At 68.8% G+C, this 16,092-nt stretch carries 14 protein-coding genes; 5 read left to right on the forward strand and 9 right to left on the reverse strand.

The window, feature by feature from the left end:
• Window positions 1-71: 71 nt before the first annotated feature.
• Window positions 72-1,481: an alpha,alpha-trehalose-phosphate synthase (UDP-forming) gene (locus LH400_RS15245; protein WP_370638421.1), complete on the forward strand. Its 1,410-nt coding sequence runs from the start codon at window positions 72-74 to the stop codon at window positions 1,479-1,481.
• A gap of 24 nt (window positions 1,482-1,505) precedes the next feature.
• Here LH400_RS15245 and LH400_RS15250 read toward each other — a convergent pair whose 3' ends face one another.
• Window positions 1,506-2,666 carry a YbfB/YjiJ family MFS transporter gene (locus LH400_RS15250; protein ID WP_229153595.1) on the reverse strand — a complete coding sequence of 387 codons (1,161 nt, stop codon included), beginning with the start codon at window positions 2,664-2,666 and terminating at the stop codon, window positions 1,506-1,508.
• A 298-nt stretch (window positions 2,667-2,964) separates the two neighbouring features.
• Here LH400_RS15250 and LH400_RS15255 point away from each other — a divergent pair, with 298 nt between their 5' ends.
• Together LH400_RS15255 and LH400_RS15260 are read left to right on the forward strand one after the other, a co-directional pair.
• Complete coding sequence (locus tag LH400_RS15255) at window positions 2,965-3,759, forward strand: polyphosphate kinase 2 family protein (RefSeq protein ID WP_229153596.1); 795 nt, start codon at window positions 2,965-2,967, stop codon at window positions 3,757-3,759.
• A gap of 126 nt (window positions 3,760-3,885) precedes the next feature.
• On the forward strand, window positions 3,886-4,683 hold the full coding sequence (locus LH400_RS15260; RefSeq protein WP_229153597.1) for a hypothetical protein: 798 nt from the start codon (window positions 3,886-3,888) through the stop codon (window positions 4,681-4,683).
• Between the two features lie 37 nt (window positions 4,684-4,720).
• Here LH400_RS15260 and LH400_RS15265 read toward each other — a convergent pair whose 3' ends face one another.
• From LH400_RS15265 to LH400_RS15275, 3 genes are all read right to left on the reverse strand, one after another.
• Entirely contained in the window at window positions 4,721-5,443 is a 723-nt protein-coding gene (locus LH400_RS15265) for an intradiol ring-cleavage dioxygenase (protein ID WP_229153598.1), read from the reverse strand.
• Window positions 5,444-5,565: 122 nt separating this feature from the next.
• On the reverse strand, window positions 5,566-6,828 hold the full coding sequence (locus LH400_RS15270) for an ATP-binding protein (RefSeq protein ID WP_229153599.1): 1,263 nt from the start codon (window positions 6,826-6,828) through the stop codon (window positions 5,566-5,568).
• Window positions 6,825-7,559, reverse strand: coding sequence for a response regulator (locus LH400_RS15275; RefSeq protein WP_229153600.1), 735 nt, complete (start codon window positions 7,557-7,559; stop codon window positions 6,825-6,827). The genes LH400_RS15270 and LH400_RS15275 overlap by 4 nt, the downstream gene beginning before the upstream one ends.
• Before the next feature lie 221 nt (window positions 7,560-7,780).
• Between LH400_RS15275 and LH400_RS15280 the strand changes: the two genes are divergently transcribed.
• A complete protein-coding gene (locus LH400_RS15280; protein WP_229153601.1) occupies window positions 7,781-8,749 on the forward strand; it encodes a hypothetical protein in 969 nt (322 codons plus the stop codon).
• 198 nt (window positions 8,750-8,947) lie between these two features.
• On the opposite strand, the gene LH400_RS15285 is transcribed toward LH400_RS15280, so the two are convergent.
• Complete coding sequence (locus tag LH400_RS15285; protein WP_229153602.1) at window positions 8,948-9,703, reverse strand: DUF1045 domain-containing protein; 756 nt, start codon at window positions 9,701-9,703, stop codon at window positions 8,948-8,950.
• A gap of 81 nt (window positions 9,704-9,784) precedes the next feature.
• On the reverse strand, window positions 9,785-10,639 hold the full coding sequence (gene purU, locus LH400_RS15290; protein ID WP_229153603.1) for a formyltetrahydrofolate deformylase: 855 nt from the start codon (window positions 10,637-10,639) through the stop codon (window positions 9,785-9,787).
• 247 nt (window positions 10,640-10,886) lie between these two features.
• Between purU and LH400_RS15295 the strand changes: the two genes are divergently transcribed.
• Window positions 10,887-11,870: a D-alanyl-D-alanine carboxypeptidase family protein gene (locus tag LH400_RS15295; protein ID WP_229153604.1), complete on the forward strand. Its 984-nt coding sequence runs from the start codon at window positions 10,887-10,889 to the stop codon at window positions 11,868-11,870.
• A 64-nt stretch (window positions 11,871-11,934) separates the two neighbouring features.
• Here the strand turns inward: LH400_RS15295 and LH400_RS15300 are convergent, their stop codons facing one another.
• The 3 genes from LH400_RS15300 to LH400_RS15310 form a co-directional block, all read right to left on the reverse strand.
• Window positions 11,935-13,185: an MFS transporter gene (locus tag LH400_RS15300; protein WP_229153605.1), complete on the reverse strand. Its 1,251-nt coding sequence runs from the start codon at window positions 13,183-13,185 to the stop codon at window positions 11,935-11,937.
• 111 nt (window positions 13,186-13,296) lie between these two features.
• The gene (locus LH400_RS15305) at window positions 13,297-15,312 is read right to left on the reverse strand and encodes an alpha-glucosidase (RefSeq protein WP_229153606.1); all 2,016 of its coding nucleotides are present in this window, start codon (window positions 15,310-15,312) and stop codon (window positions 13,297-13,299) included.
• 10 nt (window positions 15,313-15,322) lie between these two features.
• Complete coding sequence (locus tag LH400_RS15310; protein ID WP_229153607.1) at window positions 15,323-16,090, reverse strand: SDR family NAD(P)-dependent oxidoreductase; 768 nt, start codon at window positions 16,088-16,090, stop codon at window positions 15,323-15,325.
• Window positions 16,091-16,092: the final 2 nt, after the last annotated feature.

The raw sequence follows: 16,092 nt of genomic DNA on the forward strand, positions 1-16,092 counted from the left end.
CGGCACGGAGCAGATCAATACGACGAGACGGCGCGGCGGCAGGCCGCCCGCAGGACATGGGAAGGGAGATGATGGCTGAAGGGCAGCGGCGGCTGGTCTGCGTATCCAACCGCGTGGGACCGCTCAGCGACGAGGGCAAGGCGGGAGGACTGGCGGTCGGCCTGTCCGACGCCTTGAAGCGGCGAGGCGGCCTGTGGTTCGGCTGGAGCGGCAACACATCGGAAGAGGGGACCTTCTCGGAGGCGGTCACCGAGGTTCAGGACGACGTGGCGATGACCACGATCGACATGAACAAGGAGGAACTCGAAGGCTTCTATCTGCATTACGCCAACCGGTCGCTCTGGCCGCTCCTGCATTACCGGCTCGATCTCGCCGAATTCGACCGCCAGTCGGACCGCATCTATCGGTCGGTCAACCAGCGCTTCGCGGCGCGGCTTGCGCCGCTGCTCCATGAGGACGACCTCGTCTGGGTGCACGACTACCACTTCTTCTATCTCGGCTCGGAGCTGCGGCAATGCGGGTTCAAGGGCCGGATCGGCTTCTTCCTGCATATCCCGTTCTGCCCGCCGGAAATCTTCACCGCCCTCCCGGCGAGCCACGACATCGTGCGGGCGATGCTCGCCTATGACGTGATCGGCTTCCAGACCGATACCGACCGGCGCAATTTCGTCGGCTTCTGCGTCCGCGAGCTCGGCGGCGAGAAGCTGCCCGGCCACCGCGTGCGGGTCGGCGACCGCGAGGTCGTGGCCAAGGCGTTCCCGATCGGCATCGACGCGCCGGGCTATGCCCGCTTCGCCGTCTCGCCCGAGGCCGGCGAGCACGAGGAAATGCTGCGCGACATGGCCGGGGAGCGGCTGCAGATCGTCGGCGTCGACCGCATGGATTATTCCAAGGGCCTGGTCGAGCGCTTCAAGGGCTTCGAGCGTCTGCTCGAGGACTATCCGGAAAACCGCGGCAAGGTGCAGTTCCTGCAGGTGGCGCCGCTGTCGCGCTCCGAGCTCGACGCTTATGTCGAGCTCAGGCGTGAGTTGGAAGAGCTCGCCGGCCATATCAACGGCCGCTTCGCGACGCTCGACTGGACCCCGATCCAGATCATGACGCGCGGCTTCACCCGCCGCGCGCTCGCCGGGATCTACCGCGCCGCGCGCGTGTGCCTGGTGACGCCGCTGAGAGACGGGATGAACCTCGTCGCCAAGGAGTTCGTCGCGGCGCAGGACCCGGACGATCCCGGCGTCCTCGTCCTGTCGCGCTTTGCCGGCGCGCGGGCGGAGCTCGAAGATTACGCGCTGGTGGTCAATCCCTATTCGACCGACGACGTCGCCCGCGCGCTGCAGCGGGCGCTGACCATGCCCTTCGACGAGCGCAGCCGCCGCTGGGAGGGCATGCGCGAGGCCGTCTTCGCCGGGACCTCGGATATCTGGTGCAACACCTTCATCGCGGAACTCGAGGGCACGGCCGCTCCCGATCCGGCGCCGGCCTGAGGCTGCCGGCGCTACGGGCCCGGCTCAGGCCGGCGCCGGATCGGGCCGGGTTCTGATCGAGACGGCGAGCAGGCAGAGGCCGAGCGCCAGGACGCCCGCCGAGGCGGCGAGCGCGGTGGCATAATCCGCCGCGCCCGAGACGAGATAGCCTGCGCCGAGCGGACCGAGCATCTGGCCGAGGCCGAAGCCGGCGGTGAGGATCGCGAAGCCGCGGCCGCCGAGGCCGTGCCGGCCGAGCGGCATGGTCAGAAGCGTGATCGCCATGAAGGTGCCCCCGAACAGCACCGCACCGAGAAGCGCAGCCGACCCGCTCAGGCTTACCGCCGGCAGCAGGACGCCGACGATCTGCGCGACATAGGCGGCGGCGAGCGCCGTGGAAAAGCCGATCCGTTCGGCGATCCGCGACCAGACGAGGCAGCTCGGCAGCCCCGCGAGTCCGACGATGATCCACACCCAGTCGCCCATCGCCTCAAGGCCCGGCCGCGCCTTGACCATGGCAACGATGAAGGTCGCGAAGACGGAATAGCCGAGGCCTTCGCAGGTATAGGCGGCAAAGAGCGGCCAGAAGGGCAGCGGCCGCGGGATCCGCCGCCGCGTGTCGATCGGGCGCGGCGAGACTGGCAGATCGCGCGGACCCACGGCATGGATGATGAATGGAAGGGTGAGGCCGGAGGCGAGGCCGACGCCGATCCACAATCCGGCGGAGGAGAGAAACGGCGCGGCGAGGTGAACGAGGAGGCCGGAGGCGGCGATGCCGCAGCCGACGCCGCCGAACACCCAGCTGAGCCGCGCCTCGGCATCGACCTTCGCGAGCGACTCGGCGACCATTCCGGCAGCCGAGATCATCGCGAAGGCGCTGGCGAGGCCGGAGACCGTCCGCAGCGCCAGCCAAGCGGCGAAGTCGCCGGTGAGACCCATCGCGATGGTGGACAGGACGCTCGCCGCGACCGCGATCCGGAAGGCGAAGAGCCGCGCCCGGCCAGCCGGCACCAGCGAGGTCAGGAGTGAACCGGCGAGATAGCCGGCAAAGTTCGCCGAGGCGAGAAGGCCGGCGGTGCCGGGCCCGAAGCCGTAGTCGCGCTGCATCAGCGGCAGGAGCGGCGTGTAGACGAAGCGGCCGACGCCCATCACCAGCGCCAGCGTCAGGAAGCCGCCGAGAAGAAGCCGTGCGGTTGGTGTCATCATCTTTCGGAAATTCCGGGCCGGCGTGCCGCGCCGGCGGAAGAACTCCCGCGACGCCTTGATGGATTCGGGGGCGGCGATGCTGGTGCGCCACCTTCGCCACCGTCCTTACCCAATGCGCTGCTGCTTGAACATTCGCCGCCCGGAACGATCCGAACGGGGCGTCGCCATGCCAAGACCGGTAAAACTCGCAAAGCCCCTCCAGGCCCGCGTGCCGGCGGGCTTCGGCCGGCCATCGAGGTGCATGGCGCCGGCCGGTCCGCCGCCCTATCTTGGAGGATCGATCGAAAGGGACCAGCCCGTGAACAAGCCGACCGGCTCCTCGCAACAGCTTTCGAAGCTCGACCTGACGGCGCGCGTCTCGTCGAAGGACTACCAGGCCGGCATTGCCGATCTCCAGACGCGCTTCATCAAGATCCAGCAAGCCTATCTGAAGACCGGCGATGCCGGCGCCGTCGTCTTCGAAGGCTGGGACGCGGCCGGCAAGGGCGGGGCGATCCGGCGCATGGCGAGCGTCATGGATCCGCGCGGCTTCCGCGTCTGGCCGATCGGCGCGCCGACGCCCGAGGATGCCAGGAAGCACTATCTGGCGAGATTCTGGGAGCGTCTGCCGAAGACGGGAGAGATCGCCGTCTTCGATCGGTCCTGGTACGGGCGGGTGTTGGTCGAGCGGGTCGAGGGGCTGGCCGACGAGGCCGCATGGCGCCGAGCCTACGACGAGATCAATATGTTCGAGAAGATGCTCGTCGACAAGGGCATGCACATCGCCAAGGTCTTCCTCTACATCGACCGGGACGAACAGCTGAAGCGCTTCGAAAAGCGCCTGCACGACCCGTTGAAACGCTGGAAGCTCTCCTTCGAGGACTTTCGCAACCGCGCCAAATGGGACGAGTACGAGGCGGCCGTCGACGAGATGCTGGCGCGGACCGATACGGCCCATGCGCCCTGGCATCTCGTTCCCGCCAACCAGAAGGACTTTGCCCGGCTGTCCGCGCTCGGCGAAGTCGCGGGCCGGCTGGCGGCCGGTGTCGACCTCGCGCCGAGGCCGCTCGATCCCGAGCTCGAGGCGCGCTTCAAGGCCGAGATAACGGGCTGACATCCGCCCGCCGCCCTGTCCCGCTGCTGGCGACCCGCGCGAAGGTTTTCACAAATCGTAACCTCCCCGTCCGAATTCGGCCGGGATGTGGCGGAATTGTCTGCCCCGATCGAGAGGGGACGGATCATGCGGAACAGGTTGAAGAGCGTCGGCGCCGGAATGACGCGCCTTTCGCGGCGTCTTGCGATGGAAATCACCGTCTCGGCGATCGTCATGGTCGGCCTCCAGGCGAGCGGCGGGGCGGCGAGCCTCGCGCACTGGTTCTCCGGCGGGGCGAAGACGGCCGAGGCTCCCGCAAGGCCCGCGGCCGAGCCGCATGCGGCACCGGCCGCCGGCAGGGGCGGCCGGGTCGACCTGCAGCCGGAGACGATCGCGGTCGCTGACCCGCTTCCGGCGGCGGACGATCGCAAGCGGCTCGCCCATCGGCCGACCGGTCCCGATGCGGAGGCGGATGGTACGGCGAACCGCTCGCAGGGCGTTTCCGCGCGCGAAGCCGGGAGCAGCGTGCCGGGCGAGCCGACCGGCGGTGCGGGCCAGGCGCGGAGTCCGGATATGACCGTACCGGCGGGCGTCGTCCTGTTCACCGACTGCCTCAAGGCGTGCGAATCGCATGATCCGCTGCTGGCGGACGGGGCGACATCGCAAGAGCCGATGGTGGCGGCGCCTGTTGTCTCCGGACCGCGCCGAGAGCTGGAACATGAGCTGTCCCCCGCGCCGGTCCGCCTCGCCGGATTGAAGCCGGAGCCGGCGGCGGTCGAGCCGTCCCCGACTTCGTCCGGGCAGGAGGCCGAGACAGGGGGCGGGCCGACGGGCTGGCTCCCGAGCGGCCTGGGCATCGGGCAGGACATCGATGCGATCGGCAGCGGGGTCGGCTCTGCCGTGCGCGGAGTGGGATCGCTCGTCGCGAGCGTGACGCCCTGGTGACGTGAGGCGGCCCTCGCGGCCGCCGCCGGTTCTCCGTCTACGCCGCCGGGTCGATGCCGATGATCAGCGCCACCTCATAGGCCCGGCCGGCCTCCTTGACGAAGGCGAAGGAGGGATCCCCGGCGCGCCTGGCGATCCAGTCGTTGCCGTTGAAGGTGTCGCGCATGGCCGGCCGCTCGGAGTAGGGCGCGACGTTCGCATAGATGTCGGAGGAGAGGGCGTCCGGGAAGAAGACCTGGCCGGTGAGCCGGGTCTTGGCGTCCGTGAATACCTTGAAATGGATATGGGTCGTGCGGCCGGGGTACCAGCCGGGATAGATCGTCCGGAAGCTTACGATGCCGTCGCGGCCGGCGACTTGCGTGCCGCGCAGGAACGTCTCGCCCTCGGTCGAGGCGGGATGCGCGGGATCGTCGCCCTGTCCGGCATAGTTGGAATAGAGGCCGCTCGCATCGCAATGCCAGACGTCGACACGGGCGCCCCTGATCGGCGCGCAGGCGCGGTCGACGACCTGGAGCAGGAGCCGCACCGGCACGCCGCGCCGGTCCTCGGTGATATCTTCGCGCACGAGCTTCGGGTCGAAATAGAATGGGCCAGCGGTGACTTCGGGCGTCAATCGGCAGACGTCGGTGCCGGGCAGCAGCCTGCTGGCGGCGGCGGGCGAGGCCGCGGCGAGGACGGCTCGCGGCAGCATGGCGGCGCCGAGGACCGTTGCGCCTGTGAGGGCCAGAAGCTCGCGCCGGCCGATATCGAAGCTCGTCATCGCTCATCCTCCCTTGCCGCCCGGCGGCTTCGGCGATGCCAGCCTGGCCTCGCTCGCGCCGGTCGTGTCGTGCCCCGATGTTCTCCGGCGCGGCCGGGCCGCACCTCACGCCATATCCGACGTCAGCGGGCGGCCTCGGCCAGCGGCAGGCGCACCGTCTGAGTGAGGCCGCCGCCATTGCGGTTGGCGATCCGGATCGACCCGCCGGCCTGGTCGATGATCTCCTTGGCGATCGCCATGCCGAGCCCTGCGCCGGGCTTCAGTTGACGCCGACCGGGATCGACGCGGAAGAAGGGCTCGAAGGCCCGCCCGATCAACTCTTCGGGAATGCCGGGTCCGTTGTCGGTGATGGTGATCACGGCCTCGCCGTCCGCCGCGGCGAGCGCGACCGAGGCCCCGCCGCCATGCACTGCGGCGTTGTCGATCAGGTTGCGCAGCGCCCGCTTCAGGGCGAGCGGGCGGGCGCTGGTGACCGGCGGCTCCGAACCGAGCTCGACGGTCTCGATCGGGTGGCCGATCTCCTCGAGCTCGCCGGTGATCTCGGTGATCAGCGGGCCGAGGTCGATCGGCTCGCGAGCCGTCGGATCGACCTCCTCGCGCACGAGGCGGATGGCGCTATCGGCGATGCGATCGAGTTCGGCAAGGTCCTTGAGCCAGGTTTCGCGCTCCTCCTCCGGCAGGAACTCGGCGCGCAGGCGCATCCGCGTCATCGGCGTCCTGAGATCGTGGCCGGCGGCCGCGACGAGGCGCATGCGGCCCTCGATCGTGGCGCGCACCCGCGCTGTCAGTCGGTTGAGCGCCGAAGCGGTCGCGCGCACCTCGGCCGGGCCGTCCTCCGGCACATGGGCCGGCAGGCCGTCCGGACCGACCGACGAGACGGCCTCGTCGAGGATCCTGAGGGGCCGGGTCATCTTGGTCGCGGCAAAGATCGACACCGCCGCCGCTCCCATCGCGATCAGCGCGAGATAGGCGATGAAACCCGCCCGGTTGCGCGGCGGAAAGCCCGGATAGGGCAGATAGGCCCAGCGGCCCGGCGCGAATTCGAAGGCGAGCTGTCGGGTGCGCGACTGCGCGTCGCCGACGATGCTGACGGGGATGTCGAGGCCGTCCTGTGCGAGGATATCCCGGATGCCGCCGCTCTCGCGAACCATGAAGCCGTGTTGCGGCATCGGCGCCGCACCGACGTCGATGCCGAGCCGCTGCGCGGCCTCGGGGTCGCCGGCCAGGACCGTCGCGATGATGCGGACCTCTTCGGCGAAGGTCGTTTGGAAACTTTCCCGGTCCGGACGCTCCAGAACCTGGACCGAGATCAGGCCGGCGATGGCGACCACGCCGAGGATCGCGGCGACCAGGAGGATCGCCAGCCGCGAGCGCAGCGATTTCATTCGGATTGGGTCCCCCGCTTGTCCACCCGCGCAGCGAACTGGTAGCCGCCGTTGCGCACCGTCTTGAACAGCCGGAACACGCCGCTGTCGTTGAACTTGCGGCGCAGCCGGCTCATCGTCACGTCGATCGAGCGGTCGAACGGATCGGCAGACCGCCCGTGCAGGAGATCCATCAGGACGTCGCGCGAGAGCACGCGGCCGGGCCTCTCCAGGAAGATCATCAGAAGGTCGAACTCGGCCCCGGTCAACGGCACCTCCGCGCCGTCGGGGCCGGTGACGGAGCGGCGCTCCGGCTCGACGGTGAAGTCTTCGAAGACATAGCTGCGGGGTGCCGCCTGGTCGCCCTGCGGCTCGCCGCTGGGCCCCCCGCGCCTCAGAACTGCGCGAATGCGGGCCGCAAGTTCGCGCGGGTTGAACGGCTTGCCGAGATAATCGTCGGCGCCGAGTTCGAGGCCGATGATCCGATCGACATCCTCCTTCAGCGCGGTGAGCAGGATGATGGCGATCTCCGGCCGGCGCTCCTTCAGGTCGCGGCAGATATCGAGGCCGGACCCGTCGGGCAGCATCACGTCGAGCACGACGAGGTCGATGCGGGAATCGGCGACCTTCTGTTCGCACTGCCGCCGGTTGGCCGCGATCGAACAGCGGAAGCCCTGGCCGTCGAGATATTTGCCGAGCAAGCGGCCGATTTCCGGATCGTCGTCGACGACGAGAATGTTGGGTGGATTCATGGAACGCGGACCTTTGACGCGAGTGGCGACGCTCATCTCTGAGACGCTGCGCCGCCGCCCGCGAGCCGAGAATTGTTTCGACGTGTTGCTGAGCGCCGCCTGGCAAGTTTTCGTAACAAGTTTCGGGCGTCCGAACGACATTTCGTTACAGCCGGCCGCATCCTCGCAACATCCGGCACCTAGCTTGTGCGCATCACACATCGAACGAGAGGAGATCGACGATGATCCGTGATCGTACCATCGCAAATCGCACGAGAGCCAGCCGCCCGCGCCGGATCGGGGCGCTGTTCGCCGCAGCGCTCATGGCTTCGACCGGTGTCGCCATGGCGCAGCAGTCGGCGGACCAGTCGGCGCCGCCGCCTCCGCCCGCGACCAAGGGGGCCGATGGCGGCCCGCAACTGGCGCAGCCGCGCCAGGGGCCGAGATTCATGGCCGATGGCGAGTGGGGTGGCCGCCGCGGTCATCACCGCGGACCCGGATGGCGCCACCGTCAGGGCCCCGGCATGATGTCGCCGGCCAAGATCGCCGGGGCGCTGTCGGTCGTCGAGACCGGGATCGGCATCAAGCCGGACCAGATGGACGCATGGCGCAGCTTCACCGGCGCGATGATCGCCTTCGCCGAAGCCTCGCAGCCGCCGTTCATGGACCGGCCGGGTCGCGACGGCGTGCGGATGATGCCGAATGCCGACGGCTCGCGCGCAGGAAGCTCGCCGGCTCAGGATGATGATCCGTCTGCTTCGGATGAGGCCGGAGAGCCGCCGATGGCGACCGAGGCGCGTCCGGGCGCCGCGACGCCGGGCGACGTCAAGGACCGGGCCTTCCGCTTCCTCGATCGCATGGCCGACCGCGCCATCGAGCGCGGGGAGAAGGCGAAGGCTCTGAAGAGCGCGATCGACGGGCTGAAGGGCGTCCTCACCGACGAGCAGGTGACGACCGCAAGAGGGCTCGTCCGGTCGATGATGATGGAAGCCCATCAGCGCCATCACGGTGACCGCGGTCGGCATGGCGGCTGGCGCCATCACGGCTGGGATCGGGGCGATCGCGGCGACGACATGGGACGCCGCCATATGGGGCGTGACCAGATGGGGCCCGGCGACGGAATGGGCTGGGGCAATCCGCGACATCACGGCATGGGCTCCGGGCCGCAGGACCCCGATGATGGGAACGATTCCGGCCCCGACAATGGCTGACCAGCGCTGATCCGGCAGACGCCGGACAGTCGCCACTCGATGCGGCCGGGGCCCGAAAGGGTGCCGGCCGTTATTTCGTGGCGCCGACCGGCGCCGCGGCGCGCCGATCCGGCCGCGCCCCTTCCGGTCGAAAATCCGCTCGGGAAGTTCTTTCGCGAGGTCCGGTCGGTCCCGGCGACGGTGCCCGCCAGCCCCGGCTTAGACGTCCGGCCGGAACGGATGGACCGAATAGGTGCGGAAGGGTTCGCCGGGCTCGGGCTCGAGGAAGAGCGCGAGCTGCGAGATCGTCAGCGGCTGGCCGTCGAGATCGCCGAAATGTGCCGCGATCCTCTCGCGCACCGCCGCGAGTTCCCGCTCCTCGACCGGTCCGGTGAGCGTCATGTGGAAGCGGAATGCGTCGAAGACATGGGGATAGCCCCAGGCCTGCAGATTGTCGCGCTCCTTGTCGGAGAGCCGCTCGGGGCGCCGGCGGGCGTATTCGGCCTCGCTCAGCGGCGCCCGCAACGGCTCGAAGTCGCGCACGACCGCCTCTTCCAGCTCGCCGAGCGCGGCCGGTGCCGCGTCCGGCACGAAGGCGAAGAACGGGCCGAGCTGGCTGACGACGAGGCTTTGAATGCGGACCGGTTCGCGCGAGGCGCAGAACGCCGCGAGCCGCTCGTCGAGTTCGGCGAGGTCGGCGCCCTCGGCGAGCCGGAACGGCGCCTTGATCGTCGCGTGGAAGCCGTAGCGGGCGGGCTCGGCGACGACGGCGTCGAGCGCTTCGTCCGGTGCCCGGGTCGGCTCGTTGTCGAACGGGCTGCGCCCCAGCCATTCGCCGGCCCGGCGGGTGAGCTCGGCGCCGGCGGGCGGGGTGAAGTATATCGCGACGCGCATGGCTAGGCGGCGCCCGGATGGTCGGCCCGGCAGCCGGGTGTCGAAGTCGTCATGACGGTCCTCGGTCTTTTCGAAACGCATGGGACGGCGCCGCAGCGTGCAGGCCGGCTCATCCTTCACGGGCGCAGATGACACCCGGATGTCATCCGTGGCGCTCCGGCCTTACAGGAAGACCACCGTCTTCGAGCCGTTGAGCATGATGCGGTTTTCCAGATGATACTTCACCGCGCGCGCGAGGACCCGGCTCTCGATGTCGCGCCCGACCGCGACGAGATCGTCCGCCGAGAGCTGATGGGTCACGCGCTCCGTCTCCTGCTCGATGATCGGCCCCTCGTCGAGATCGGCGGTGACGTAATGCGCCGTCGCGCCGATCAGCTTCACGCCGCGCTCATGCGCCTGATGATAGGGCTTGGCGCCCTTGAAGCTCGGCAGGAAGGAGTGGTGGATGTTGATCACCTTGCCGGCGAGCCGCCGCGAGAGATTGTCGGAGAGCACCTGCATGTAGCGGGCGAGGACGACGAGATCGACGTCGTTCTCGCGCACGAGCTTCAGGATCGCCTCCTCCTGGGCCGCCTTGGTCTCCTTCGTCACCGGAAGATGGCGGAAGGGAATGCCGTGGTCTTCGGCCGTCTTGCGGCTCTCCTCGTGATTGGAGACGATGGCGACGACCGCGGCCCGCAGCCAGCCGACCTTGATCTGGTAGAGGAGGTGAAGGAGCGCATGGTCGAATTTCGAGACCATGATGACGATCCGCGGGACGCGGGCGAGATCGGTGATGGCGATCTTCAGCTCGAATCGCTGGGCAGCGGGGGCGAGCTGGCGCTCCAGCGCGTCGCGGCTGGCGCCTTCGGGGGCGGTGAAGGCGATGCGCATGAAGAAGCGGCCGGTCTGCCGGTCCCAGAACTGCGCGCTCTCGGCGATGTTGGCGCCGGCTTCAAACAGCTCGGTCGTCACCGCGGCGACGATGCCCGGGCGGTCCTGGGCCGAGAGGGTGAGGATGAAGGTCTGATCGCTCATGGGGAAGACTTTGCGGCGCGAGGACGTGACGGCGCCGCATAGGCCGCACTGCAGCATCGGATGTCAAATCGGCCCGGTGAAAATCGCCGGGGATAGCGCGAAGCGGCGGCCGCCGCTGCGGAGAGCGCGTCGCAACCCGTGACCGTTCCGCCACGGGCGCAGGACAACCCGCCGGAACGGCAAGCCGTTCAATTGACAGGCGAAGTCCCACCCTCCTAGCTGCGGCCAGTCAGCCCGAGAGCCGCCCTTGCCGACCCTACCGATCGCCCGCCGGCCTCTGGCCGTATCCCTGAAGGCCCTCGTCTCGGGCCTCATGGTTCTCCTGCTGGTCGGTTGCCAGTCGGCGCAGCTGACCTCGGCGGGCCTCACGCCGCTCGGGGGTGCATCGAGCGTATCCGTCGATCTCGGCCCGGCCGAGGTGCGCGCCCCGGCGACGCTGGTGATGGACTATGCGAGCGGCCGCACGCTCTACGAGGACCAGGCGGACGGGTTGCGCTATCCTGCCTCGCTGACCAAGATGATGACGCTCTACCTCCTGTTCGAGACGATCGAACGGGGAAAGCTGTCGCCGGATTCCGGGCTCGTCGTCAGCGAGAACGCCGCGTCGAAGCCGCCTTCGAAGCTCGGCGTGAAGCCGGGCGAGACGCTGCCCGTGCGCATCGCCATGCAGGCGTTGGCGGTGAAGTCGGCCAACGACGTCGCCACAGTCGTCGCGGAGAATCTCGCAGGTTCGGAAGCCGCCTTCGCCAATGCGATGACGGCGAAGGCGATCCAGCTCGGCATGCGGCATACGCGGTTCACGACGCCCTCCGGCCTGCCGGACCCGCGCAACGTCTCCACGGCGCGCGATCTGGCATTGCTCGCCCGGGCGCTGTTCTCGCGGTTTCCGCAATACCATTATCTCTACGGGATGACCGAGTACCAGTATGGCGGGCGCACCTATCGGGCGACCAACCATCTTCTCGGCAAGGTGCCCGGCGTCGACGGGCTGAAGACCGGCTACATCAACGATTCCGGCTCCAATCTCGCGGCGACCTGCATCAGGGACGGCAAGCGGATCATCGTCGTCGTGCTCGGCGGGCGCACGGCGCGCGAGCGCGACGCCAAGGTGACGGCGCTGATCGACCAGTATCTCGGCCCCGCGCCGCAGCCGCTCGGCGAGGGCGTCGCGATGACCTTCTCGCCCGTCGGCGGCCCCGTCGGCGGCTATGACACGGGCGACGGCGAGTAGCCGGGATTTCTCCAGCAGGCTTCTGCGACTTGGGGCGTGAGATCGCCGGGCTCCTGGCTTGGGATCAGGTGGGATTTTCCTCGGCCTGTTCGGCCGCCCAGACGCTGGCGGCCTCCACGGCGACGGGCGATGTCGTCGGCACGACGCCGATATAGCTTTCGGTCTGGCTCGCCGGCAGGGCCGAGCGCTGCGTCATCCGGTAGAGCGCATAGGCGGCGATCCCCGTAAAGGTGACGGCCAGAACCAGCCAGAACGCGATCGGGCTCGACCGTTCCATGGCCCAGCCGGTGACGAGCGGGCCGATGATGGCGCCGATTCCGAAGGTGAACACCAGCCCGCCCGAGGCCGCCGGCATGTCTTCCGGGGGGAGAAAGTCGTTCGTATGCGCCAGGAGCAGCGCATAGAGGGGCGTCGTGATTCCGCCGACGAAGAAGGCTGAGATCATCAGCGGCCAGAGCCCGCCCCCGGTCATCCATCCGAGCAGCGAGGAGGCCGCGCCGATCACGGATGCGGCGAAGATGATCTGGCGCCGGTCGATCCGGTCCGACAGCCACCCGATCGGATACTGGAACAGGAGCGCGCCGGTGAACAGCATCGCGACGAAGAGTGCGATCTGGGACTTGGTCATCCCGATCAGCGTGCCGAAGACGGCGCCCATGCCGGACTGGGTGGCATAGGCGCTGCCGAGAAGGATCATGCCGACGGTGCCGAGGGGAGACCCGACAAAGAGCTCCTTCAACGGCATCGGCCGCGCCAGTTCCGTCTCGGGAGTCCGCGAGGCCGTCAGCAGGATCGGCGCGAACGAGACCGAGACGAGGATCGAAGCGCCGATGAACAGCACCGATGTCCCGGCGTCGCCGAGCGTCAGGAGCGCCTGCGCGCCGATGATGCCGAGGGTCTGGGCGATCATGTAGGCGGAGAGCACCTTGCCGCGCGTCTCGTTGGTGGAGGCATCGTTGAGCCAGCTCTCGGCGGTCACATAGATCCCCGACATGCAGAAGCCGACGAGCAGCCGCAGCAGCGTCCAGGCCCAGGGCTCGGTCAAAAGCGGGAAGGCGATGAGCCCGGCCGACATGAAGCTGCCGAGCGCGGCGAAGACGCGGACATGCCCGACATTGCGGATGAGCGAGGGCGTGTAGCGGGCACCGGAGAGGAAGCCGACGAAATAGCCTGAGGTGACGATGGAGAGTTCGGTCGCCGAGAACCCCTCGATCCCGCCGCGCAGGCCGATCAGGGTGAAATGCATGCCATTGCCGAGCATGATCAGGACGATGCCGACGAGCAGGGCCCAGATGCTGGTTAAGACTCGAAACATGGCCCGCCTTCCCGCCTTGTATACATCGACTACAATGCGGGCTTGCGCAGGGTCAAATGTCGTCGTTGCCGCAACCGCCGGGCGCTGTTCTTGACGCAGCGGTCGCGGCGCTCACATCCCTCGCAGCCCCGCGAACACCTCCGAAAACTCCGAACCCTCCCGGTAGAACACCGGCGGCTCGCCGAACGGCGCCTCGACCGACGCGTCCGTCCCGCCGGCGAAGCGCTCGCCGCTCCACAGATGCACCCAGTCCGTGTCGGAAGGCAGGTAGGTCGTCCAGCGTGTCTCTCCGGCGCGCCAGACCGGGGCGACGAGAAGGTCGGGGCCGAGGAGGTAGGCGTCCCAGACGGCAAAGGCGCGCGGGTCGTCCTCGTGATGGAGGAAGAGCGGGCGCTGCAGCGGCAGGCCGGTCGCCGCGGCCTCGTCGGCGAGTGCGCCGAGATAGGGGGCGAGGGCCGCGTGGATGCGGGTCATCCGGGCGAAATGGGTAAGAACCTCCGCGTTCTGGTCGATCTGCAGGTTCTCGCCCGGCCGGTTGCCCTCATGCGTGCGCATCACCGAGGTGAAGGCCGCCATCTCCGCCCAGCGCTTCAGGAGTTCGGCGCTGCGGACATTGCCGAAAAGGCTCGTATAGCCGCCGATGTCGGAGTGGTGATAGGCGTTGCCGAGAAGGCCGCAGGAGAGCGCCCCGACGATGACGGTGACGAGCCCGTCATGCCGGGAGAAGTCGACCGACTGGTCGCCGGCCCAGATCAGCGGGCAGTGCTCCTGGATGCCGGAATAGCCGGCGCGCATGAAGAAGACGATGTCGCCGGTTCGGCCCTTTCGCTCGACCGCCCGGGCGTTCACCTCGCCCCAGAGGACCGGCCAGCGATTGTGCATCAGCCTGGCGTCGGCGTCGCTCTTCAGCTTCAGGTCGATCGGCAGATACTCGCCGAAATCGGCCATCCAGCCAGAAAGGCCATGGTCGATCATGTTCTCGCCGATTACCCGATCCTCGAACCAGCGGCAGGCTGCCTCGTCGGTGAAATCGACGACGCCGCAGTCGAACTCGCCGAAGTCGACGAGATAGGTTGCGCCGGCGGCGTCGGTGGCGAGAAACCCCTTCGCCTCGGCTTCGGGAAACAGCGAGCCGTCGTTGCAGAGATAGGGGTTCACATAGCCGAGGAAGCGGATGCCGCGCTCGTTCAGCTCGGCGATCCGGCGCTTGAGGTCCGGATAGCGCGTGTCGCTGGCCTTCCAGTCCCAGAACAGGCGCTTGCCGAAGGAGGTCTCGCGCAGGCCGACCCAGTCCTCGCACCACAGCGCCGAGACGCGGGCGCCGGCCTCGATGTAGCGCTCCAGCCGGGCAAAGGAGTTGGCGCCGTCCTTCAACCCGACGATCGCGCCGGTGAGCGCCCAGTCGGGCAGGCGCGGCTGGCGGCCGAAGCGCTCCGAGAGGGCGGTGACGAGGTTGGTGAAGCGGTCCCGCGCGAAGAGTTCGATCCGCTCCGGCATCGCCCAGGCCTCGATCTCGTGAAAGCCGTCGTGCCGGAAGTCGAAGACGGAATAGGCCGTCGTCTCGAGATGCAGGGCGTAGCGGCGCGAGGAGAGATAGGTCGGCTGGGGATAGTTGGTGTTGTAGTAGTCGCCGCCGGCCCGCCCCGTGCGGTCGGCCTCGAAGGTGATGGCGCTCGTCTTGTCGCGGCCGACGCCCGGCTCGGAGGTCCATAGCGGGAAGCGCCGGCCGGCGAGGTCGAAATAGGACATCTGCTCGCCGCCGCCGAAGACGTGCTCGCCGGCTTCCGCGACGATCCGCAGCCAGAAGCGGTTGAGCGAGGGGTCGTGCGCCGCGACCGCGAGCTGTCCGCCGCGGGCGTCGCCCGTGACGGTCAGCGACAGGAGCGGCTTTTGTCCCGGCCCGGCGGCGAAGGCGATCCGCCAGCCCTCGCCAATCTCGGCCACTTCCGCATGGGTCAGGGGGATGCGCGCGGTGACATAGTCCTCGATGTCGAAATTGCCCCGGTACATCTCCATCCGCTCCTCGCCGCGGCCGACGAAGAGAAAGGGCGCGTCCGACCGGTGCGAGAGGATCGGGCGGCCGCCGAGGATGAGGTCGAAGCCGCCGTCGCGGGAAAGGATCTGCATGGGATGGCGCTCAGTGATGGGTGAGACCGGCATCGACGACGAAATTGGCGCCGGTGCAGCCGGCGCTCTCGTCGGAGCCGAGGAAGAGGGCGAGCTTGGCCACATGGCTCGCATCCAGCCGGAACTTCAGTGCCTGGAGCGCGATGAATTCGGCATCCACCTCCGGCGTCAGCCATAGCGCCTTCTGGCGCTCGGTGAGGATCGCGCCGGGAACGAGCGCGTTGACGCGGATGCCGCCGGGACCGAGCTCGCGCGCCAGCGTGCGGGTCATGCCGTTGATCGCCGCCTTGGCGGTCGTATAGCCGACCATGCCGGGCCGGCCGCGCATCCAGGAGATCGAGCCGAGCATGATCACCGAGCCGCCGCCCCGCTCGGCCATGCCCTTGGCGACGGCCTGGGTGGCGAAGAACTGGTGGTCGAGATTGAGCGCCAGCATGCGCCGCCAATAGTCCGGCTCGACCTCGCTCATGGCGTGCCGGTCGTCCCTGCCGGCATTGTTGACGAGGACGTCGATGCCGCCGGCCGCCGTCTCGACATCGGCGATCGCCGCGCGAAGGGCCGCGATGTCGGTGACGTCGCAGGCGAGGAAGCGCGCGCCCGTGGCGGCGGCGACGCGGCCGCCGGCCGCCGCGTCGATGTCGACGAAGGCGACCTTCGCGCCCTGGCCGGCATAGGCGGTGACGATCGCCTCGCCGATCCCGGACGCGCCGCCGGTCACGAAGACTGACCGCCCTTCGAGCGAAGCATAGCGGACGCTGTCAAAAGGCGTGATCGTCATGG

The sequence above is a fragment of the Jiella soli genome (assembly GCF_020615385.1).
Classification (GTDB): domain Bacteria; phylum Pseudomonadota; class Alphaproteobacteria; order Rhizobiales; family Rhizobiaceae; genus VKMB-3413.